Consider the following 22,488-nt stretch of genomic DNA (forward strand, 5'->3'; position numbering starts at 1 on the left):
CGCGGGCGCTGCGGGTGTGCGATACGGCGGCAAGAATGTCACCGTGTCCACACTGCATGTTCACCGATTCGGCCCGGCCACCGGCCCGGCGCTGCTGGCCCTGCACGGTCTCACCGGTCACGGCAAACGCTGGGCAGACCTGGCCGCGCGGTGGCTGCCCGACCTTCGGGTGATCGCACCCGACCTGCGCGGACACGGATATTCCACCTCGCTACCGCCCTGGGACTTCGAAACGATCGCGGCGGATCTGGAAGCACTGCTGGACTCCGAAACCGAGGAGCCGGTGCTGGTGGTCGCGCATTCCTTCGGCGGCGCGTGCGCCCTGCATCTGGCCGAACGCCGGCCCGACCTGGTCCGCGGTCTGGTGCTGCTGGACCCGGCCGTCGCGTTGGACCCGGCCTGGCTGCACGAGATCGCCGCGGCCACCCTCGACTCGCCGGACTACACCGACGCCGAGGAAGCCCGGATGGACAAACTGGCCACCGGGTGGGGTGCGGCCGACCCGGGTCTGTTGCAGGCCGAACTCGACGACCACCTGGTGCCGACCGCGAACGGGCGGGTCGGGTGGCGGGTGAGCCTGCCCGCACTGATCGCCTACTGGGGCCAGCTCGCCCGCGACCCCGCATTCCCCCGGCCGGACGTCCCGACGGTGCTGGTCCGCGCGACCGAGGTGGACCCGCCGTTCCTCTCCGCCCGGGTGCAGGAGGTACTCGCCGAGCGGCTGGGCGAGCACCTCACCGTCGAGGAATGGGATTGCGAGCATATGGTTGCCCAGGTTCTCCCCGAGCGGACAGCGGCGCTGATCCGCGCGGCGCTGTAGGCCCGGCGATGGTCACCAGCGACGAACAGATCGAGCACGTCCGCGCACTGGTCGCCTCGATTCCACCGGGCCGGGTTGTTACCTACGGCGATATCGCCGCCGTCGTCGGCTTGTCCACACCCCGGACGGTCGGCTGGATCATGCGCACCGATTCCGGCGACCTGCCCTGGCACCGGGTGCTGGGCGCCTCCGGAAAACCCGCGGCCCATCTCGCCGACCGGCAGTTGCGGTTGCTCGCGGCCGAGGGCGTACCCATCACGGACGGCCGGGTCGACCTGCGGGCCGCGCGGCACGTGTTCCCATAACTCCCTTGGAGTGGTGAACTCCGCAGGCGCGACCGTCCACCGTATGAGACTCACGGTCGGCAGGAGGCCGTCGCAAACCGGTCCACCGGTCGGGTGCGTCGTCCCAGACGGCGAATAGCATGACCCTTATGCCGAATTCCGCGCCTGCCCCGGCCGTGATCGTCCTTGCCGGGGGCCGGGCCAGCCGCATGGGCGGCGTGGACAAACCGGGACTCGTGGTCGGCGGCCGGTCCATGCTGGAGACCGCCCTGGCCGCGGTAGCCGGGTTGGGTCCGATAGTGGTGGTCGGCCCGCCGCGCGCCGAACTCCCCGAATCCATCGTGCAAACCCGCGAACCGGAACCGGGTTCGGGCCCGGTGGCCGCCGTCGCCGCCGGGCTGGCCGCCCTCGGGGACGAGGCACCCGATCACGTGGTGATCCTCGCCGCCGATCTGCCCTTCCTCACCGACGTGGTGATCGGCGAACTCCTCCGGCACCGCGCGGATCACGACGCCGTCTTCGCCGCCGACAGCGACGGCCGGCCGCAATACCTCATCGGCGTGTGGCGGTACGAGACGCTCCTGGCTCGGATGCGCGAACTGGACAGCGTGGTCAATCAGCCCATGAAAGCGCTGGTGCCCCGGAGCACCCGGACCGTGACACTCGCCGGGGTCGACGATTGCGATACCCCTGACGATATCGACGCCGCCCGCGTCGCGCTCGGTGGCGGCCCCGGTAATCCCAGCCTCGCCACTTCCCGACCGTTCGACGCCCGTACCACCGCCGGTGCTCCGCTAGCCCTGGATCAGGCCCGGGAAGTCCTGTGCGAGGGCCTGTCCCGATTGCCGGGCCGCGACCGCGAACTTGCCGCCGCCCGCGGCGCGGCCCTCGCCGCACCGATCACCGCGGCCGGCGCGCTGCCCCGATTCGATGTCTCGGCGATGGACGGTTACGCCGTCTCCGGCGACGGCCCCTGGGAATTGCGGGCCGATATCGGCTTCGCCGGTGGGCAGCGCCCGCACGGTCTGCTCCCCGGCGAGGCGGTACGCATCGCCACCGGCGCCCACGTTCCCGAAGGCACCACCCGGGTGCTACGCGACGAATTCGCCCGGTTGGACAGTCTGCTGCATCGGCTCCCGGACACTCCGCACCGCTCCGATATCCGCCGCCGCGGAGAGGACCGCACCCCCGGGGATGTGATAGCCCCGGCCGGTTCCGCCGTCACCGCGGCGCTGATTTCCGCCGCGGCGGCGGTCGAGGTGACCACCGCGGCCGTCCGCGGGCCCGTCCGCGCGCGAATCGTCATGACCGGTGACGAGATTCGTAGCACCGGCCCGCTGCAATCCGGGCAGACCAGGGATTCGATCGGTCCGATCCTGCCCGTACTGCTCGCCGCACAGGGAGTGATCACTCTCGATCAGGTCCATCTCCGCGATACCGCCCATGGTTTCGACCAGGTCCTCGCGACCGCCACCGATTGCGATCTCCTCGTCGTCGTCGGCGCGACCGGCGGCGGCGCCGCCGACCAGCTCCGCGGCGCCCTCGACCGGGCGGGCTCCCGGATCATGGTCCCCCGCCTGGCATTACGCCCCGGAGGATCGACGGTGGTGGCCGAACTCCCTTCGGCGACAACAGTTCTCGGACTCCCCGGCAATCCCTTCGCCGCGGTCGCGACCCTGCTGACCCTCACCCCGGCCGTAGTCGCGGGTCGCACCGGCGCGCAGCTGCCGCGCCCGCTGCGCGGCCCATTGCACAACGCCGCCGAAATCGCCGGCCCGGTAACCCGGATCACCCCCGCCCGCACCGCCGCGGAGCCCACGGGCGGCTGGATCGGCGACCCTACCGTCCGCACCGCCCACCTCGGTGGCCTCGTCGACCGCGACGGCCTGGTCATCGTTCCGGGCGACGCCCGCGACGGCGCCGTGGTCGAGTTCATCCCGGTCCCTCGCTGATCCCCAGCCCGGCGGAACCGCCATCCACCTGCCCATCGACAGCAAGCACGGTGAGACCGAGGCAACCTTGACTGTGCCGTAACGGCACAGTTCACCCTGGAGTGAAGGCCGGGCGCGTACGTTCCGGTCAAGCCGAGCCGAGGAGCCGAACATGTCGTGGAGTACTCGTGAACTCGCCGAACTCGCCGGCACCAGCGTGCGGACGATCCGGCACTATCACGATGTCGGTCTCCTCGAGCAGCCGGAACGCGGCAGCAACGGCTACAAGCATTACGGTGTCTCCCACCTGTTGCGGGTCCTGCGTATCAAACGCCTGTCCGATCTCGGTATCCCGCTGTCCCGGATCGCCGAGATGGGCGACGACGAATACCCGCACGAATCGCTGCACACCCTGGACGCCGAGCTCGCCGCCACCATCGAACGCCTGCAGCGCATCCGCATGGAACTCGCCCTCATCCTCCGCCGGGGCAGCCCCACCGACCTTCCACCCGATCTGGCCCCGCCCGCCACTCAACTCACCGCGGCCGACCGCGCCTACACCGTGATCATGAACCGCGTCCTCGGCCCGACCGCCTTGGACTCGCTGCGCGAACTGCTGACCGCCATGACCCCCGGTCACCCCGCCATGGTCGAATTCGATAATCTACCGGCCGACGCCGACGAACAAACCCGCGCCGACCTGGCCGAACGCGCCGCGCCCTACGTCCGCGAACTGCACGCCACCTACCCCGGTCTCCGCTCGGTCGCCGACTCCCCGGTCGGCGCCCAGCGCGCGGTTCAAGCCCTCGGCCTGGCCCTGCGCGACCTCTACAACGAAGCCCAGGTCGACGTTCTCATCCGCGTGAACCAGCTCCTAGAGGCCGCGGAACCGGGTTGACCCGGCGAAACCGCCCTGGTGAACGTCGCGCCGGATCAGCTCCAGCGTTCCGGGGTGACCGGGGCTTCCCAGGCGCGGGCGTAGCGGCGTTTGTCGGGGCCGGCGATTTCCTTGCTGCGGTAGACGACGTAGGGGCGGACCATATAGCCGATGGGGGCAGAGAACATGTGGACAAGACGGGTGTAGGGCCAGACCGCGATCAAGGCCAGGACGAACAGGCCGTGGGCTTGGAAGGTCCACGGAGTGCCGACCATCAACTCCGGCTGGGGGCCGAACGTGAACAAGCTGCGGAACCACGGGGAAACCGTTTCGCGGTAGTTGTAGGTGCCCCACAGCAGGTTGCTGCCCATGGTGTTCAGCAGCCCGGTGATCAATGCCCCGGCCAGCAGGAAATACATGAACTTGTCGTTTGCCGTGGTGGCCTTGCGAACCGCGGGGACGGTGAGGCGGCGGTACAGCAGGATCCCGATACCGGCGATCACCGCCAGACCGGCGACACTGCCCGCCGAGACGGAGAACAGATGGTAGGTGTGTTCGCTGATCCCGACGGCAGCCGTCCATGATTCGGGAACGAGCACGCCGATCACATGACCGCCGAACACACCGAGCATGCCGAAATGGAACAGCGGGCTGCCCATACGCAGCAGACGGGATTCGTAGATCTGGGACGACCTGGTGGTCCAGCCGAATTGATCGTTGCGGTAGCGCCAGATATGGCCCAGCACGAAGGATGTGAAGGCCACATAGGGCAGGGTCATCCACAAGAAGGTAGTCATGAGGTCGTCCTCGGTGCGGGTTCATCCGGTAGGCGGAGGCCGGAGTACGGGCGGGGGCGCTGCCGCACGCTGTACCGCGCGGAGCAGCGCATGCGGTGCCCAGGGGCCGCGGCGGGGGTAGCGGTGTACCGCATCAGCGGCGGCCTTCGGATCGGAGCGGCATCGTCGGGTCCATGGCGAAGGGTTCCAGCCCGACCTCTTCCTCGGGCGGGCCCTGCGCGGCGAGTTCGGCGATCTTGCGCCGGTCCGCGGTGGTCGGCGGGGCGAGCGTCGCCAGTACGGCGGCCAGGACGCCGGCGTAGGGCGAACCGGCGTCGGAGAGCGACAGGCGCAGCAGTTCGATCACCGGGACGTGTTCGCCGAGGAGGCGTTCACCGCCGATGGGGTCGACGGTGGCGGCGAATTCCAGCAGCACCGGCAGGTGATCGGGCAGTTCGGTGTCGTCGAGTTCGACCCCGGCGTGCCGGTAGGCGTGTTTGAACCGCAACAGCGCCATACCGCGTTTGCGGGTGTCACCGTAGGCGTAGAAGGTGAGGTGCAGACTGGCCCGGCGGCGCATATCGAAGGTTTCGACGTAGTGTGCCGCGAGGTCGAGCTGCGGGGTGGTGCGCAGATGTTCGCAGAACGGCGTGAGGTGGATGCGCACCGGTTCCGGCAGTTCCGCGACGGCAGCGGCCACCTGGTCGAGCATCGTGATCGTGGCGGCGGCGGGATAGTCGAGCAACAGGGCGGCGGTCCGCCAGACCAGCCGGCGGTCCCGTTCGCTCATCGCGACCGTGGGTTCGGGCCGGCGGCGGAGTTTCAGCAGCGACATCGTCCACCTCGCTCCCCGAGAGCCGGGCGGTTCACCGGCCTACCTCCGAGGGTTCGGGCCGCGCCGCACCATTCGCGGCGGACCCGTCACCGGACGAGCCGCCGGCCGGGCTCACGGTTCCCGCAGGCGCCCCTGCCTTTCTTTCGCCACCCGGTGTCCCGGCGGTGGTGTGCGGAGCATGGTCGTCGCTCCGGCGGCCAGTCGCTCCGATCTCCTCGGATCCGGCTCCGTCCGACACCGAGTCGCTCCCGTGCCCATTCGACCCGTTGCCCAGGCGTGTGCCCGCGCCGTTCGCGACCGCGGCGAGCTCACGATCCGGCTGCTCGGCGGCGGACCCGTTCGTGCCGGCCGGGATCAGCCCCTCGGTGCTCTTGCCGTCCCAGTTGAGCAGGTTGATCCGGCCCGACTTCTCTTCCGGGGCCGCACCGTTGGTATCGGTGAGGTGGAATTTCTCCACCATCTGGTCGAAGGCGGTCATCCCCGGGCCGCCGTCGTTGTCCAGGCTGCAACCCGTCGCCAGCGAGTCCAGTTCGTGGGCCTGCGCACCCGCGCCGGTCGGGATCACGTAGCGGTGCTCGTATTTCGCGATGGCGAGCAGCCGGTACATGGCCTCGATCTCTTCCGGCTCCAACCGGACCGAGGGCGCGATCGACGGGTCCGGTTCCTGGCCGAGGTTGATCGACCGCATGAACGCACGCATCCCGGCGAGCCGCTGCAATGCCGCCCGCACCGGGCCGACGTCACCGGCGGTGAACAGTTCGGCCAGATACTCCACCGGGATGCGGAGGGCGTCGATGGCGCCGAAGAGGTTGGCGTGGTCCTCGCCGTCGTGCCCGGTTTCGGTGAGCACATCCACCACCGGGGAGAGCGGCGGCACGTACCAGACCATGGGCATGGTGCGGTATTCCGGATGCAGCGGGAGCGCGATCTGGTAATCGACGATCAGTTTGTAGACCGGCGAATCCTGCGCGGCCTGAATCCATTCCGGGGAGATCCCGGCGCGTTCCGCCTCGGCGATCACCCGCGGATCGTGCGGATTCAGGAATACCCCGAGCTGGCTGGGATACAGATCTTTGTCCTCGGTGACCGACGCCGCCTCGAGTACCGCGTCCGCGTCGTAGAGCATGACGCCGATATAGCGCAGCCGGCCGACGCAGGTTTCCGAGCATACGGTCGGCATACCGACCTCCACCCGCGGATAGCAGAACGTACATTTCTCGGCTTTGCCGGTTTTGTGGTTGAAATAGATCTTCTTGTACGGGCAGCCGGTCATGCACTGCCGCCAGCCGCGGCATTTGTCCTGGTCCACCAGGACGATACCGTCCTCGGAGCGTTTGTAGATCGCGCCGGAGGGGCACGCCGCCGCGCACGACGGGTTCAGGCAGTGCTCGCAGATCCGCGGCAGGTAGAACATGAAGGTCTCTTCGAATTCGAGCTTCACCTGCTCGGAGACCCGGGCCAGCAGCGGATCCTTACCGACCTGTTCGGGGCCGGAACCCAGGTCGTCGTCCCAGTTCGCACCCCAGGTGACCTTGGTGTCGTCCCCGGTGATCAGCGATTTCGGCCGCGCCACCGGGGTGGTGTCGAGGGCCGGGGAGGACAGCAGATTGTCGTATTCGTAGCTCCAGGGCTCGTAATAGTCGTCGATGGTCGGCAGATCGGGGTTGGCGAAGATATTCAGCAGCCGCTTCAACCGCGACCCCGATTTCAGGGTGAGCTTGCCGCGCTTGTCGAGCGTCCAGCCGCCCTTCCACTTCTCCTGATCCTGGTATTGCCGCGGATACCCCTGCCCGGGGCGGGTTTCCACATTGTTGAACCAGACGTATTCGGTGCCGCCGCGGTTGGTCCAGGCCTGTTTGCAAGTGACCGAGCAGGTGTGGCAGCCGATGCATTTGTCCAGATTCATGACCATGGCCATTTGCGCCATCACACGCATAGCTGGTTCGCCTCTCCGGGAATCGTGCGCGTCGGGTTCATGTCAGTACTCCACCTTCTGGCTGCGGCGGCGGATGGTCGTGACCTCGTCGCGCTGGTTACCGGTCGGGCCGTGGTAGTTCAGCGCGAACGACTGCTGGGCGTAACCGCCGATGAGATGTGTGGGTTTGATCATGATCCGGGTGAGCGCGTTGTGGATACCGCCGCGTTTGCCCTTGCCCTTGAAGGTTTCCGCTCCCGTGGTTCCCTCGATCCGCGGGACGTCCACCGCCCGGTCCTGCGCGTGATACATGAAGACGGTGCCCTCGGGCATCCGGTGCGAGACGATGGCGCGGGCCACCACCACGCCGTTGCGGTTGATCGCCTCGATCCAATCGTTGTCGGCGACACCGATTTTCGCGGCGTCCTTATCGGACATCCAGATGGTCTGCCCGCCGCGGGAGAGCGTGAGCATATGCAGGTTGTCCTGGTAGGCGGAGTGGATCGACCATTTGGAGTGCGGGGTCAGGTAGCGCACGGTGACCCCGCGCTCGCTCACCTCGCCGACGCCGGGTTCGGCGAACAGCGCCGTCATATCCAGCGGCGGCCGGAAAGTGGGCAGTTGTTCGCCGAGTTCGATCATCCAGTCGTGGTCGAGATAGAAATGCTGGCGCCCGGTGAGGGTGTGCCACGGTTTGAGCCGTTCGGTGTTGATGGTGAACGGCGAGTACCGGCGGCCACCGGTTTCCGAGCCCGACCATTCCGGTGAGGTGATCACCGGCACCGGCCGCGCCTGGGTATCGGCGAAGGTGATCCGTTTCCCTTCGTGCTCGGCGGCCAGATCGGCCAGTTCGGTACCGGTGCGCCGTTCCAGCGCCTGGAAACCCTCGACCGCGAGACGTCCGTTGGTGGTTCCGGAGAGTGCCAGGATCGCTTCGGCGGCCTGATGGTCCTTGGCCAGCGAAGGCCGGCCCTGCGCGACCCCGGACACCACTGTGCCGTTCACCCCGGCGAGATACGCGACCTCCGCGTCGGGATGTGTCGTGACGCCCTTCGTGGTGAGGCCGAGCGTATCGACCAGCGGTCCCAGCGCCGCCATCTTCTCCGCGAGCTTCGGATAATCCCGTTCGACCACCACCAGTTTCGGCATGGTCTTACCCGGAATCGGTTCGCATTCACCGGCTTTCCAGTCCAGCACCCGCCCGCCGGCCTGCGCCATGGCGTCCGGCGAATCGTGTTGTAGCGGGACCGCGACAATATCCTTGCGCACCCCGAGATGTTTCTCGGCGAGCCAGGAGAAACCCCGCGCGATCCGGTGGAATGCCTCGAAATCGGTTTTCGCCTCCCACGGCGGCGAGATGGCCGGGGTGAAGGCGTGCACGAACGGATGCATATCCGTCGAGGACAGGTCGTATTTTTCGTACCAGGTGGCGGCCGGGAGCACGATATCGGAGAACAGCGTGGTGCTCGTCATCCGGAAATCCAGGGAGAGCAGCAGGTCGAGTTTTCCGGTGGCGGCCTCGTCGCGCCAGACGAGTTCTTCCGGGCGGACGCCGGCGGTGTCGTCGGTCTGCAGGTTGGAATCCGCGCCGAGCAGGTGGCGGTGGAAGTATTCGTTGCCCTTACCGGAGGAGCCGAGCAGATTGGCCCGCCAGACGGTCAGGACACGCGGGAAATTCTCGGGCGCGTCCGGGTCCTCGCAGGCGAAGCGCAGATCCCCGGATTTCAGTCCGGCCACCACATGTTCGGCCGCGGTCCGTCCGGCGGCCTGGGCTTCGTCGGCGAGGTCGAGCGGGTTGCGGTCGAAGGTCGGGTAGGAGGGCATCCAGCCGAGCCGGGTCGCCAGGGCGATATTGTCCGCGGCCGTACGCCCGGCGAACTTACCCGTGCCCAGCGGCGAGGCGAAGGCGTCGGCGGTGAACGGGTCGTAGCGCCACTGGTCGTTGGTCAGGTACCAGAACACGGTGCCCTGCATCTGCCGGGGCGGGCGCTGCCAGTCCAGGCCGAAGGCCAGGGTGGACCAGCCGGTCACCGGGCGGCATTTCTCCTGACCCACATAGTGCGCCCAGCCGCCGCCGTTGACGCCCTGGCAGCCGGTGAGCAGCGTCAGCGTGAAGAACGACCGATAGATCTGGTCGGAATGGAACCAGTGGTTGGTCCCGGCACCCATCAAGATCATCGACCGGCCGCCGGACCGGTCGGCGTTATCGGCGAATTCGCGCGCGATCCGCCGGGCCTGCACGGCCGGAACGCCGGTGATGGCCTCCTGCCAGGCGGGGGTGTAGGGCTCGGTGGCGTCGTCGTAACCGGTGGGCCAGCTGCCGGGCAGGCCCGGCCGGCCCACGCCGTATTGGGCGAGCAGCAGATCGAATACCGTGGTGACCCGTTTTCCGGCGACGACCTTCGTCGGCACCCCGCGGGTCAGTACGCCCGGCATATCGCTGTCGAAGCGGGGGAACTGTACGGCCGCAGCATCGTCGGTGCGGCCGTACAGCGTCAGGAGTGGCTCGACACCCCCGAGATCCAGATTCCAGCGTCCGGTGCCGTGCTCGCCGAACCGATCCCCCAGCGATCCGTTCGGCACCACCGGTTCCCCGTCGGAGCCGAGCAGCACGGTCCGGAATTCGGCACCCTCCCCGGTACTGCCGAGATCGGCGGCGGTGAGGAATTTGCCCGGTACCGCGACCCCGTCCGCGCCCTCGTCGACGGTGATGAGGAACGGCAGATCGGTGTACTTGCGGACATAGTCGAGAAAGCGCGGCGTACTGCGGTCGACAAAGAATTCCCGCAACACCACATGGCCCATCGCCATGGCCAGCGCGGCGTCGGTACCGGGCCGGGCGGCGACCCATTCGTCGGCGAATTTGGTGTTGTCGGCGTAATCCGGCGATACCACCACGACCTTCTGGCCGCGATAGCGTGCCTCGGTCATGTAGTGGGCGTCCGGGGTCCGGGTCACCGGGACGTTGGATCCCCACATGATGAGGTAGCCGGCGTCGAACCAGTCCGCGGATTCGGGTACGTCGGTCTGGTCGCCGAACACCTGCGGCGAGGCGACGGGCAGGTCGGCGTACCAGTCGTAGAACGACAGCATCGATCCGCCGAGCAACGAGATGAACCGCGCGCCGACGGCATGACTGACCATCGACATCGCCGGGATCGGGGAGAACCCGGCGATCCGGTCGGGCCCGAATTTCTTGATGGTGTGCACATGCGCGGCCGCGGCGATCTCGGCGGCCTCCCACCATTCGGCGCGGACGAATCCGCCCTTACCGCGCGCGGCCTTGTACTGCCGGGACCGTTCGGGATCGGACACGATATCGCCCCAGGCCAGCACGGGATCCTTCAAGCGCTGTTTGGCTTCCCGGTACAACTCCAGCAGCGTGGACCGCACGTACGGGTAACGCACGCGGGCAGGTGAGTAGGTGTACCAGGAGAACGAGGCACCGCGGGGGCAGCCGCGGGGTTCGTATTCGGGTTTGTCCGAGCCCACCGACGGATAGTCGGTCTGCTGGGATTCCCAGGTGATCACGCCGTCTTTCACGTAGATCTTCCAGGAGCACGAACCGGTGCAGTTCACACCGTGTGTGGAGCGCACCACTTTGTCGTGCGACCAGCGGTCGCGGTAGAACTCGTCGGCGCTGCGGCCACCGACCTTGTGCACGGTGCGGTGGTCGGTGGAGACGTCGCCGCGCTGGAAGTATTTGCCCAGCCGCAGCAGTGCGTCGCCGGCGCCCGGTTCACCGGGGCGGGTGCCCGGAGCCGTATTCGGTGAGCCCGGAGTACGTGAAACAACCACGACGCCCCCTTTTCTGCAAGCGGTGAGATCGGGCTGATGTCTCGACTGTAAGGACGGCGCCGGACCAGGCCAAACAGTCTTCTCACAACGAAAATGGGCAGGTCGTGAGCTGTGAGGCCACCGCAATCCGGCTGTCACGGTCGGCGGGGTCGCGGTACTGCCACCGGACGTGGCCACCTGGGGAAACAGTGGCACCGGCCACCGTTCGCCGACTCGGCCGGCCCGTTTCGGCGCCGGCGGTGAACGTTCGGAAATCGGTGCTTCTCCAGCGGTTTACATTTGTTTACAAATGCCGGAGTGGCCGCCGTCACCACCGATTGCGGCAGGTAAGGCGCTTCCTGCGGCTGGGAAGGTAGCCGCCGCCGCGAATCGTCTACGCTGACTGCCCGATCCGACCGCGTCGGCGGTCGCGCGAGCATATTCGAGGTGCGCGATGTTCAGCGTTGGCCGGTGGGGACGCAAGCGGGTAAGGACGACCACGGCACTCGCGGTCGCAGTGCTCACGGCCGCGGCTACGGCGCTACTGCCCGGCCTCGCGGCGGGAGCCGATCCCGCTATCACCGTTCATCCCGGGATGGAGGTCCGGCACACCGCGATCGCCGACGGCAAGAAGGTCGTCACCCGCTGCACGATCGGACTCACCGGATCGGTCGGCGCGGCGCAGTACGCGGTGACCGCGGGCCACTGCTACCACGACGGCATCGTCACCGATAAGAACGGCAATCCGATCGGCTGGTTCGAGCACCACCGCCCGGACGAGGGCCTGAAGTTCGGGTTCGCCCTGATCCGGCTGTACGACGGGATCGGTGTCGCCGCGTCCATGGGTCGGTTCGGGCTGTCCACCGTCGATATGAAACCGCAACTGGGGCAGGAGATCTGCAAGATCGGCGCCACCACCGGCTGGAGTTGCGGCACCATCACCGAACTGGACGAGCAATGGCTGTACGCGACCAACGCCCTCGGCGCCGAAGCCGGTGACTCCGGCGCCGTGGTCTACCGTCAGACCTCCGACGGGCATGCGGCGTTCGTCGGCATCCTGGTGGCCTACGACGATACGCAGGGCCGCAGCGCGGTCGTGGAACCGGCCGCCTGGCTCTTCGACCAGATCGAACGCTATGGACCCACCCGCGAGGATCCGTTCGTCTGGTACCGGGTCTGACGGCGGGGTCAGACTCCGAGCGCGCCCGCGAATACCGGCCACGAGCGGTGCAGATCGTCCTGCCAGTACGCCCAGGCGTGGGTTCCGGGATGGACGTGGACGGTCGCCGGAATCTGCCGAGCGGCCAGTTCGGCGGCCAGCGTGCCGGTGCAGGTGCCGACAATGGATTCCATGGTGCCGCCGACGAGCATCCGGTCGGCGAGCCGCAGCGGATTACCGTCGATACCCCGCGAATTCAGCACCTCGTGCGGGCCGGGCGAGCCGTTACCGGAGGAGATGTAGAGGGCGGTTCCGCGTAACCGTTCCAGGTGCAGCATCGGATCGTGGTCCGGCCAGGCGGGATCGCCGGGCGCGCCCCACATATTCGTGGCGTTCGCGCCGAACAGCGCCAGCTGCGAGTACACGATGGCGCGGGCCGCGGGATCGGTGGTGCGGGTGCAGCCGCTGTACGCGCCGACCGCCTGATATCGGCCCGGCGCGTGGATCGCCAGGTTCAGGGCCGAGGTCGCCGACATCGACAACCCGGCCACCGCGTTGCGGCCGGTCATCCCGAACCGGGCGTCGAGCAGCGGCGGCAATTCGCGGGTGAGAAAGGTTTCCCATTTACTGCGGCCCAGGACCGGGTCGTCGGCGATCCAGTCGGTGTAGTAGCTGGCCCGGCCGCCCATCGGCACGATCACGTTGACCGGTTTATCGGCGAAGAACTCCACCACATCGGTGCGCCGCATCCACGGCCCGCCGTCCTCGCCACCGTCGACGGCGTTCAGCAGATACAGCGCCGGGGCGCCCGCGCCCGGATGCGATATCCACAGCGTGATCGGTTTGTCCATGGCCGCCGAATGCACCACGACCTCGAACTGGCGGCCCCCGAGCGGGCGCACGTCCAGGATCCGGGCCGGGCCCTCGGCCGCGGCCGGCGCCGCCACGAGCCCGCCCGGTACCAGCGCGAGCAAGAACAGGTACACCAGGCAACGTGGCAGCCGGTACATGCCGAGGTTTCTACCACGGCATATACCCGGCCCGGCCGTATTCACCTGGCGTGTTCGTCGCCGTCGTGCACCCGCAACGCGGTGATCGCCCCCGCCTCGGCCTCCGGCACCCGCATCCGCTCGGCGATCGACCAGCGCAGGGCGCGCGGCAACTGTGGTGCGACCTTGCCGAAATACGCGTACAGCCAATCGGTCCGGGCGACCAGGAACGGATAGTCGGTGGTCATCATGGGCCGGATCACCAGCATCGGCAGTGGTGCGTCCAGTGGGCGGAACTCGGCGTTCCACAGCCCCGGCACCCGGCAGCCGGGATAGAACTGGCCGAGCATCAGGCCGTCGTGCACCACCGCGGTCTTGTGCCGGCGGTGCACGGCGTCGATCCGGTCGTGGCGGGTGAGGCCGGGGAAAACGGTGACCGTGGTGAGCCGGCGGTTGTCGGAATCACCGGCGCGCAGCCGGTTGTACAGCTCATGTGCATCCAGCACGGTGGCCGATATCTGCTCGGCGGTCAGGTCGTCGCCCCCGCGAACCACCGCTGCCCACAGGGCATGGTGATCGGCCGTCTGCCGGACGAACGGGCATACCGGGCCCGCCCGGCCCAGCTCGGGATGCGGCCGGCCGAGATAGTCGGCGATCCAGCGGACCAGCACCGCGGCGTCGGGATGTTCGGCGGTCCAGCGGGCGGCGTCGTCGTACACATCGTGCCAAGCCGAACCACTGCGCGGGCCGCGATACGGAGGGGTGGCCGTGTCGCCCGGTGCCGGGTGCGGGTGCCGCCGCGCGGCCGGCGGGTCGATGGCCCGCCGCCCGCTCATCGGCTGCCCGCCGGTTCACCGCAGCGTGCCAGATGGCCGGTCAGCACGGGCGCGATCACCGCGACCGCTTCCGGGTTCATCAACTGGCCGTGCGTGGCGTCGACCGGATACTCGAGCAGCTCGCCGGTGACGTGCGGCCGCCACAGTTGCGCGTCGAGCAGCTCGGTCATCCCCCGGGTCGCCGAGAAGTACAGCAGGTCGCCGTCGAATACTCCGGGCCGGTAGCGGGCCGATATCTCGACCCCGGCGATGTAGGCGCGATGCAGCCGGTCGAGCTGAACCGCGGTGAGACCGGCGCCCAGAGTCGGGCCCGCGGCCGCCAGTTCGGCGGCGGCTTCGGCGGCGGTCAGGTCCGGCGCCCGCGCGGCCTGCGCCTCGTCGGGTTCGTCGCCGAGCAGATGGGTCAGCAGGTCCCGCATCCGCGGTCGCGGCGGAGGCGGGGCGTCCGGTGGGAATACGACACTGTCGAGCATCGCGAGGACCGCGACCTCCCGGCCGCGCGCACGCAACCCGACAGCGACCGCGTGCGCGAGCTGACCACCCAGCGACCAGCCGAGCAGGTGATAGGGCCCCGCGGGCTGGACTCGCAGCATCTCGCGCAGATAGCACTCGGCGAGGGCCTCGGCTGTCAGGGCGCCGGGTTCCCCGGAAGTGAGCACCGGCGATTGGACCCCATAGACCGGCCGGTCGCCGATCTGCCGGGACAGGCCCGCATAGCACCACGCCAGCGGTACAGCGGAATGGAAACAGAACAACGGCGGCCGCGCACCCCCACGCCGCAGCGGCAGCAGAATCTGCAACCCTTCGTCGTCCGCCGCCCCGGCTCCGGAGTCCGCCCCGGCACCCGCCGCACTGCCGACCGCAGCAGGCGCGCGATCCATCGCCACGCCGACCCCCACACCGGACGCACCGTCCCGCGTCACAGGCTCGGCAAATGTCCCGGCGCCACGCTCATGGGCCGTTCCCGGGCCGGACGCGGAGTCCACCGCATCAGACATGCGATGGTCCACCGCGCCGGACGAATCGCCGGCGACCGCAGCGGATGCGGGCTCGTCGGTCGCGACCGCAGGGTCGTGGTCGTGGCCGGCTGTTGGGCCGATACCCCGGCTCGGTGGGGCCGCGGCCGGCGACCGGCCGGAGTCTGCCGGTACTTCCCGGTGTGCGGCGGCGGCGCCGGGGTCGTGGTGGCCCGCGATACGGTCGGCGAGATCCGCCACCGTCGGCGTGGTGTACAACCAGCGCACGGTGACCGGAACTCCCGTCGCTTCGGCGAGTTCGGCCGAAAGACCCACGCCCAGCAGGGAATTACCGCCGAGGGCGAAGAAATCGTCGTCCAGGCCGACCGCCGTGCGGCCGACCGCGCCGGCGACCCGTGCCGCGACCAACCGCTGCGTCTCGGTTTCGGGGGCGCGGTAGGCGTGCGGCAGCACGGGCTCGGGCAGCCGGTTGCGGTCGAGCTTGCCGTTGGTGGTCACCGGAATACGCGCGAGCTCGACCAGTGCGGCCGGCACCAGCGGTGCGGGCAGCACGGTGCGCAGCCGGCGCAAGGTGAACGCGGGGTCGAACCGGTGGCCCTCGGCAACGACGACATAGCCGACCAGCCGGGCCGCCGGTCCTTGGCCCGCAATCGTTACCACTGCCTGAGCGACCTCCGCGCCCGCGGTGAGCACCGATTCGATCTCGCCCGGTTCGATCCGGCGCCCGTGCAGGGTGAGCTGCCGGTCGGCCCGCCCGAGGTATTCGTAGCCGCCCGGATCGAAGCGCACCAGATCCCCGGTCCGATACAGCCGTGCGCCGGTGCCCGCCGGATCGGCGACGAAACGAGCGGCGGTGGCCGCGGGATCGTGCAGGTAGCCGAGCGCAACCCCGGGACCGCCGATATACAGTTCACCGCGCCCGCCGGCGGCCACCGGTCGCAACCGGGTATCCAGCAGCGCCGCCCGCACCCCCGGTAGCGCCGGACCGATGAGCGCTGGATCGTCCGGCCGCAGCGGGTCGCTCTGCATCGTCATCACGGTGGCCTCCGTGGGACCGTAGCCGTTGTACAACCGGACCCGCGGCGCCCAGTTCCGCACGAGTTCGGCGCCGGGGCTTTCACCACCGGTCACCACCACCCGCAGGCTCGGCGGTCCGGCAGGTTCGAGGGTGCCGAGTACCGCGGGAGTGCTGAGCAAATGGGTGATCCCGGCCGCCTCGATCACGTCGGCGAGTCCACCACCGGCCACCGGCCCCGCCGCGGCGACCACGAGCCGTGCCCCGGCCGCGAACGCCGCGAGCACCTCCAGCAGATGGGCGTCGAATACAGGCGAATGCGCATGCAAAACAATCGAATCGGTATCGACCTCGTAGTGATCCACGAGGTAGTCCGTCAGCGGGCCCAACCCCCGGTGGCCGATGAGCACACCTTTCGGTGTCCCGGTCGTTCCGGAAGTATGGATCAGATACGCCGGATGGTCCGCACGCAGCCCTGCCCATGGCACCGCCCGATTACCGAGGTCCGCAGCCGGATACACATCCGGCAGTCCAGTGCCGCCCTTCCCCCGGTCCCGGCCGATTGCCTTCTCCGGGTCAGGCCGGCCCGGGCCCGCGCCGCGCTCGCCGAGCCGCCGATCCGGAATCGTCTCCGCGTCCCGCGCCGGCTGGGGTGCGGAGGCGGTTGTTACGTGCACCGGCCCCCGAGCACGCTGCGCTGCCACAGCCACGGGATCGTCCCCGGGGGCTTCCGGTTCCCGCTGCCGTTCGGTCGAGCCGGCACCCTGTTCAGAGCCGGGGACCGGACGCTCCCGGCTCGCCGCGGACAACTCCGGCACCACCCGGGTAGCCGGTGCGCTCCCCGCCGCGCCCGATCGGTTCGGCGCGATATCGGCACCGGACGCACCGTCGCACGCGCGGCCTGTCTGCGCCGCCGCCCCGGCCGGTCCATCCAGCTCCAGCCAGCGCACGCATTCGGTGGCGTCGGCCCCGCCGCCGGAGCCGTCATCGTTTCCGGGCAGGTCCGGCCGTACCGCTGCCACCGTGAGTCCGAGCCTGATCCCAGCAGCGGCCAGTACTGCCGCGATCCGGTGGGGCGGGTCGGCGGGATCGATCGGTACGAAACAGGCGCCCACGGTGGCGATTGCCCAGAGCGCCAGCACCGATTCGATCGAACGCGGTACCGCCGCGGCAACGGGAACCCCTGGACCGGCGCCGCATTCGGCCAGCACCTGCGCCCAGCCGCGGGACAGGTCGTCCACCTGCCGATACGTCAGGGACCGGGTCTCGTCGCTCACGGCCACCACATCCGGACGGTGCATGCCCGCACGCAGTAGTTCGGGCAGCAGCCGAACGGCCGCGGCAGATTCCGGCCTCCGGGTATCCGGCGCGCCCGCCCGGATGACGGATTCGTTTTCCTCCGAGCGCCTTTCGGGGTTGTCGAGGCAGACAACCTGTGCGTTGGGCTCGGCGGCGAGGAAACGCTCGAGGTAGCCGAGGAATTCGCGGTGGTACCAGGCCAGAGTGGCGGCGGAGTAGCGAGCCGGGTTGCCCTGGAAGTCGATACTGATCGTGCTTTCCGATGGACCCAACTGATATGCGTTGACCAGGAGATCCTCCACCGGCCCCAGCGACAGCAGCTGCGCGTGCCCGGTGAGCGGCCCCAGCCGCAGCGGTTCCACGAAGCCCAGCACATTGATCACCGGCCCGAAACCGCCGCGCTCCACCCGGACGCCGCCGCGGTCGCGCTGGATATCCTCGTAGGGATACCGCTGATGACGCAGCGCCGCAAGTACTTTCGTGTGCACCGCGGATACCGCCGCGTCGACGGTCCCCCGGGCGATACCGGTGAGCCGCAGCGGTACGACATTCGATACCGACCCGGCCGACCGGCGCAGCCGGGCCGTGGTGCGTGCCGGTACCGGCAGCGACAGCACGGGGTCGTCGTTTCCGGTGAGCCGGGCGAACCAGCAGGCGAACGCGGCGATCAGGAGTTCGCCGAAAGAAGCCCCGTACCGAGCCCGGGCCGCGGCGACGTGGCGCGCGGTCGCCGGTGCGAGTGTCGCCGACACCCGGTGCGGCCGCGGCCGCGGCGCCGCGGGGTGCCCGGCGAGCCCGACCGGCTCGGCCAGGCCCGACAGCGCGGCAAGCCAGTATTCGCGGTCGGCCACTGCCCGCGCCGACCGCCGATAGTCCTCTTCGGCGGCCAGCAACCCCGAGATGCCCAGTCCGCCCGTATCCTCCACTGCCACACCGCTGACCGTGGCGCGGTACAGTTCGCCGGTCCGGCGCAGCAGTGCCACGGCACCGGCCCCGTCGAGCACCAGATGATGACTGCGCAGATACAGCAGATGCCGTTGGGCGGCCACCCGGTACAGAACCGCGACGGTGAGCTCATCGGTGCGCGGATCGAGCCGCGCGACATGGTCGTCCGCCATCCGGCCCAGCGCCTCGGCCACCGGATCCGGCCGGCCGGCGAGATCCAGTACAGCGAAGGGCAGCTCCGCCTCCGGACGCACCTGTTGCCGCGGCCGCCCGGCCACCTCCCGCACCCGCACACCCGGCGATTCGAGCTCCCGGGCAGCCCGCCGGCCGCACTCCCGCATCAACTCGACCTCGAGCGGACCACGCAGATCCAGGTACATCGCCACGGTATTCGCGATATCCGGGTACAGCTGCTGCGCCACCCACCAGCGCAATTGCGCGGCCGACAGCGGATACTCCGATCCCGTTCCCTGGTGCCTCACCTTGCCCGCGCCTCCTGCGTCCGGTCGGCACGGAACGGGTCACAGCGCGCGCCGATCCATGCGCGTCCGGCGCCCGGCCCGGGCCGCTACGACTACCTGCGGAATCCACCTGCGGCGAAACACTACGCCTGCCGAGCAAGGTAGCGCACCGGCTTCGGCTCGCCCCTCTGCAACTCCTCGCAGACCCCGAACGGATGCGCTAAAAATGCTTTTATGCGCACAACGATCGACCTGCCGCCCGAGCTCATGCGGGCCGCCAAGGTCGCCGCGACTCAGCGCGGGCTCAGCCTCAAAGAACTCTTCAGCAAGGCCCTGGCGCATGAGGTGGGCACCGGCGTCCGGTCGGCGAAAACCGGGCGAGTCCGGTTTCCCTTGGTAGGCGCTGCCGACACACAACCCACAGCGGATATCACCAACGCCGATATCGACGAAGCCCTCGGCCGGGACGACGCCGACAAGTACGCATGACAACACTCGTCGACGTCGGGGTGTGGCTGGCCGCGGTATGGGCACGGCATGTGCACCATCATGCCGCCATGAAGTGGTTCGATGACGAGAGCGGCGATATCCTGATGTGCCGGGTCACCCAGACCTCCCTGCTGCGGCTGTTGTCCAATCCGTCGGTGATGCGGGAGGACGTGATCACCCGCAGTGCGGCATGGCGGGTGATCGATCAACTTCTGGACGACGAACGAGTCGTCTGGACGGACGAACCCACAGATCTCAACGCCGTTTTCCGGGCGCTCTCCGCCCGCGACGAGACGAGTCACAAACTCTGGACCGCCGACTATCTCGCCGCCTTCGCCCAGACGAGCAATGCCGCACTGGTGACACTCGATCAGCAGCTCGCGGCGCGATATCCCTCGGTCCGGGTGGTCACGCTCGCGGGATAGCCGTTTCGGTCGGGTGCGGTAGCGCGCTCCGGCCGAGGCCGGCGGCACGGTAGCGGTCGGCGATCAACCGGACCACGGCGGGATGTACGCCGATCGGATCGGCGACGCCGGTGGCGCCTGCCTGGTGCAGGCGTTCGTGGAACAGTCCGTGCGCCAAGAGGTAGGAGGCGACGAAGACGCGCTGCCGCCCCCGCGCACGCAGCTGGGCGACCACGTCCGGAACACGGGGCGCGCCCGTGGCGACGTAGGCGGTGCGCACCGGCGTCGCGAGCTGGGCGGTCAGCATGGCGGCGGCGCGGCGCACATCGGCACGCGCCCGCGGATCCGAGGAACCGGCAGCGGCGAACACCACGGCGTCGCCGGGACGCCAACCGGCCGCGCGCAACCGCATGGCCATGATCCGGGCGAGTGCGGGATCGGGGCCCATCGCGGGCGTGACCATCACCGCCGGGTGGCCGCTGTCCGCGACCTCCCGTGGTACGTCCTGGTAGACGTGGTAGCCGGAAGCCAGGAAGGCCGGAACCACCACGGCGGGAACGGGATTCGGGGTTGCGGCCGTAGCGGTGAGGTCACGCAAGACCTCGGCCGGAGAAGGCCCGAGCACATCCACGAACGCGGTACGCACCGGCGGGACCGCATCGGCCACCGGGGTTCCGGCGCCGAGGCCCGCGCGGGGATCGGTCACGCACCCGCATCCCGCGAATCCGTGCGGGCCGGTCCGATGCGGCCCCCGGCGTTCGCGGACGCCGGGGGCGGTGTTGTGCGCACAACCCGATTCGGCCGGCCGGTGGCCCAATTCCCGGCCCACCGCCTCGGCCAGCGCGGCGATCATCTCCACGCCCTTCGCGCTGCGGGTTCCGTGTGCCACCAGAACCAGCGCGGGCGGTTGCGGCGGCCTCACCCGGAAACCACCGTCCGCACATAACGGTTACGGGCCGGGACCGCGGGCAGCGGTGCGGTGTCGGCATTGTTGTCGGTACATTCGGCCGGATCCATGGCCAGCCGGTAACCACGTTTGACCACGGTCTGGATCGCTTTCGGGGTGCCCAGGCCGGCCCGCAGGCGGGCGATGGCGGTCTCCACCGCGTGGGTGTCCTCGCCGCCGCCGGGCAAGGTCGCCAGCAGATCCTCCCGGGAAACCACGCGACCCGGATGCCGGGCCAGGGAACGCATCAGCGCCATCGGCGCGGGTGCCAGCTGTTTCACCGTGCCGTCCACCACCACGCACGCCCCGCGCACGCTGATGGTGTGGCCCGCGGCATTGATCCGCCCGGCCCGGCGAGGCAGTTCCTCGGCCACATGCCGGGCCAGCGCACCCAACCGCGCCCGGCCGGGCATGGTGACCGGAACCCCGAGCTCCTCCAGCGGCGCCGCGGTGATGGGCCCGACGCAGGCCGCGGGTACCCGGCTGCGCAGGGCGTGCAGCACACCCTCGAGCACACCGGTTTCCTTGGCGCGCATCAGCATCGACGCCACCGCGGGCGCGCTGGTGAAGGTCACGCAGTCGATCGCGGAGGTCACGATGGCCTCGATCAGGTTGTCCATCGGACCGCGATCGGCGGGCGGCTCCCACCGGTACACCGGCACCGGCACCACATCGGCGCCGGCGCAGCGCAGCACCTCGCAGAAATCCGGAATGGGCTCCCATTCGGTGGTCGCACCGTGCAACTGGACCGCGATCCGCACCCCCTCGACTCCCTCGGCGAGCAGATGATCGAGCACCTCCGCCGACGATTCGGACGCGGGCGACCATTCCTCTCGCAGTTCGGCGGCCCGGATGGCCCCCTTGGCCTTGGGGCCGCGGGCCAGCATCCGGGTACTGCCGAAGGTGGTGCGCAACTGTTCGGCCAGCCCCCACCCCTCGGCCGCCTCCATCCAGCCGCGGAAACCGATACCGGTGGTCGCGACGGCGATCTGCGGCGGGTCGGCGACGAGTTCACGGGTCACCCGTTCGAGTTCGGTGTCGTCGGCCAGCGGAATGATCCGGATGGCCGGCGCGGACACGACTGTCGCACCCCGGCGGGTGAGCAGGGTGGCGAATTCCTCCGCGCGCCGGGCCGCGGTGATCCCGATGGTGAACCCGGCCAGCGAGGTGTTCGTATCCGGGACCGTCATGCCGTACTGCCGTTCGGGGTCACGACCATGGGCTCGTCGGAAATGGAGACCAGCCCGTCGTCCACACGCACGGCGTAGACCGGCAGCGATTCGGACGCGTCGTCGAGGCAGTGGCCGTCGATCAGCGAGAACGCCTGCTTCAGCAGCGGCGATGCGACCACCGGTTCACCGCCGCGGTCGCCGACGATCCCGCGCGACATCACCGCTGCCCGGCCGAAGGGGTCGATATTGCCCACCGCGTACAGCGTGCCCTCGGGCAGCAGGAACAGCGCTGCCTGGGCGCCGCTGGGCAACAACACCGCCACACCGCGGCCGGGGATCAGATAGTCGAGACGGCAGGCCTGCGTCCACCCGGTGGTGGTCGGGGCAACGCCAGGGGTATCGATCACGGTCATTTGGTGTCTCCTCCACACGCCTTACCCATTGGTACCGGCGTCCTGTTTCCTCACGGTTAAGCCGTCATTTCCCACTCGTAGCGGCCGGCACCGCCACGCCCGCGGATCCGCCGGTTCCACGCCGTCCGGCGTCTCCGCTGCTCACAGCCTGTCGGCCGACCGGTATTC

The 22,488-nt window shown here is 69.3% G+C and carries 16 protein-coding genes and 1 pseudogene; 7 read left to right on the plus strand and 10 right to left on the minus strand.

Features of this window, described 5'->3' with window-relative positions; genetic code table 11:
• The first annotated feature begins 43 nt into the window (after positions 1–43).
• The 4 genes from QH276_RS29950 (at position 44) to QH276_RS29965 (ending at position 3,933) form a co-directional block, all read left to right on the plus strand.
• Positions 44–820 carry an alpha/beta fold hydrolase gene (locus QH276_RS29950; protein ID WP_280397869.1) on the plus strand — a complete coding sequence of 259 codons (777 nt, stop codon included), beginning with the start codon at positions 44–46 and terminating at the stop codon, positions 818–820.
• An 8-nt stretch (positions 821–828) separates the two neighbouring features.
• The gene (locus QH276_RS29955) at positions 829–1,125 is read left to right on the plus strand and encodes an MGMT family protein (RefSeq protein WP_280397870.1); all 297 of its coding nucleotides are present in this window, start codon (positions 829–831) and stop codon (positions 1,123–1,125) included.
• A 128-nt stretch (positions 1,126–1,253) separates the two neighbouring features.
• Positions 1,254–3,056 carry an NTP transferase domain-containing protein gene (locus QH276_RS29960; RefSeq protein WP_280397871.1) on the plus strand — a complete coding sequence of 601 codons (1,803 nt, stop codon included), beginning with the start codon at positions 1,254–1,256 and terminating at the stop codon, positions 3,054–3,056.
• A gap of 151 nt (positions 3,057–3,207) precedes the next feature.
• Positions 3,208–3,933 carry a MerR family transcriptional regulator gene (locus QH276_RS29965; RefSeq protein WP_280397872.1) on the plus strand — a complete coding sequence of 242 codons (726 nt, stop codon included), beginning with the start codon at positions 3,208–3,210 and terminating at the stop codon, positions 3,931–3,933.
• A 35-nt stretch (positions 3,934–3,968) separates the two neighbouring features.
• Here QH276_RS29965 and narI read toward each other — a convergent pair whose 3' ends face one another.
• From narI to QH276_RS29985, 4 genes and pseudogenes are all read right to left on the minus strand, one after another.
• Entirely contained in the window at positions 3,969–4,709 is a 741-nt protein-coding gene (gene narI / locus QH276_RS29970) for a respiratory nitrate reductase subunit gamma (protein WP_280397873.1), read from the minus strand.
• Between the two features lie 133 nt (positions 4,710–4,842).
• The gene (narJ, locus tag QH276_RS29975; RefSeq protein WP_280397874.1) at positions 4,843–5,523 is read right to left on the minus strand and encodes a nitrate reductase molybdenum cofactor assembly chaperone; all 681 of its coding nucleotides are present in this window, start codon (positions 5,521–5,523) and stop codon (positions 4,843–4,845) included.
• A 333-nt stretch (positions 5,524–5,856) separates the two neighbouring features.
• Positions 5,857–7,459: pseudogene (narH, locus tag QH276_RS29980) on the minus strand (nitrate reductase subunit beta); the annotation flags it as partial.
• A 42-nt stretch (positions 7,460–7,501) separates the two neighbouring features.
• Positions 7,502–11,236 carry a nitrate reductase subunit alpha gene (locus QH276_RS29985; protein WP_432278583.1) on the minus strand — a complete coding sequence of 1,245 codons (3,735 nt, stop codon included), beginning with the start codon at positions 11,234–11,236 and terminating at the stop codon, positions 7,502–7,504.
• 433 nt (positions 11,237–11,669) lie between these two features.
• On the opposite strand from QH276_RS29985, the gene QH276_RS29990 reads away from it, so the two are divergent.
• The gene (locus tag QH276_RS29990; protein ID WP_280397875.1) at positions 11,670–12,395 is read left to right on the plus strand and encodes a hypothetical protein; all 726 of its coding nucleotides are present in this window, start codon (positions 11,670–11,672) and stop codon (positions 12,393–12,395) included.
• 8 nt (positions 12,396–12,403) lie between these two features.
• On the opposite strand, the gene QH276_RS29995 is transcribed toward QH276_RS29990, so the two are convergent.
• From QH276_RS29995 to QH276_RS30005, 3 genes are read right to left on the minus strand one after another with little or no spacing between them, the layout of a single operon-like run.
• Positions 12,404–13,384 (minus strand): alpha/beta hydrolase, encoded by a 981-nt coding sequence (locus tag QH276_RS29995; protein ID WP_280397876.1) that lies wholly within the window; start codon positions 13,382–13,384, stop codon positions 12,404–12,406.
• Positions 13,385–13,425: 41 nt separating this feature from the next.
• A complete protein-coding gene (locus tag QH276_RS30000; RefSeq protein ID WP_280397877.1) occupies positions 13,426–14,199 on the minus strand; it encodes a DUF6875 domain-containing protein in 774 nt (257 codons plus the stop codon).
• Positions 14,196–18,917, minus strand: a complete 4,722-nt coding sequence (locus QH276_RS30005) for an AMP-binding protein (protein ID WP_280397878.1) — start codon at positions 18,915–18,917, stop codon at positions 14,196–14,198. The genes QH276_RS30000 and QH276_RS30005 overlap by 4 nt, the downstream gene beginning before the upstream one ends.
• 213 nt (positions 18,918–19,130) lie before the next feature.
• On the opposite strand from QH276_RS30005, the gene QH276_RS30010 reads away from it, so the two are divergent.
• Together QH276_RS30010 and QH276_RS30015 are read left to right on the plus strand one after the other, a co-directional pair.
• A complete protein-coding gene (locus QH276_RS30010) occupies positions 19,131–19,385 on the plus strand; it encodes a hypothetical protein (protein WP_280397879.1) in 255 nt (84 codons plus the stop codon).
• A complete protein-coding gene (locus QH276_RS30015) occupies positions 19,382–19,810 on the plus strand; it encodes a TA system VapC family ribonuclease toxin (protein ID WP_280397880.1) in 429 nt (142 codons plus the stop codon). The genes QH276_RS30010 and QH276_RS30015 overlap by 4 nt, the downstream gene beginning before the upstream one ends.
• Here the strand turns inward: QH276_RS30015 and QH276_RS30020 are convergent.
• The 3 genes from QH276_RS30020 to nirD all read right to left on the minus strand — a co-directional run bounded on the left by QH276_RS30020 (position 19,794) and on the right by nirD (position 22,320).
• A complete protein-coding gene (locus QH276_RS30020; protein ID WP_280397896.1) occupies positions 19,794–20,642 on the minus strand; it encodes a sirohydrochlorin chelatase in 849 nt (282 codons plus the stop codon). The two genes, QH276_RS30015 and QH276_RS30020, sit on opposite strands and share 17 nt — an antisense overlap.
• Positions 20,643–20,707: 65 nt before the next feature.
• The gene (locus tag QH276_RS30025; RefSeq protein ID WP_280397881.1) at positions 20,708–21,925 is read right to left on the minus strand and encodes a uroporphyrinogen-III synthase; all 1,218 of its coding nucleotides are present in this window, start codon (positions 21,923–21,925) and stop codon (positions 20,708–20,710) included.
• On the minus strand, positions 21,922–22,320 hold the full coding sequence (gene nirD, locus QH276_RS30030) for a nitrite reductase small subunit NirD (protein ID WP_280397882.1): 399 nt from the start codon (positions 22,318–22,320) through the stop codon (positions 21,922–21,924). Before nirD ends, QH276_RS30025 begins: the two co-directional genes overlap by 4 nt.
• Between the last annotated feature and the right edge of the window lie 168 nt (positions 22,321–22,488).

Origin of the sequence: Nocardia carnea, from assembly GCF_029869215.1 — a bacterium.
GTDB classification, from domain to species: domain Bacteria; phylum Actinomycetota; class Actinomycetes; order Mycobacteriales; family Mycobacteriaceae; genus Nocardia; species Nocardia carnea_B.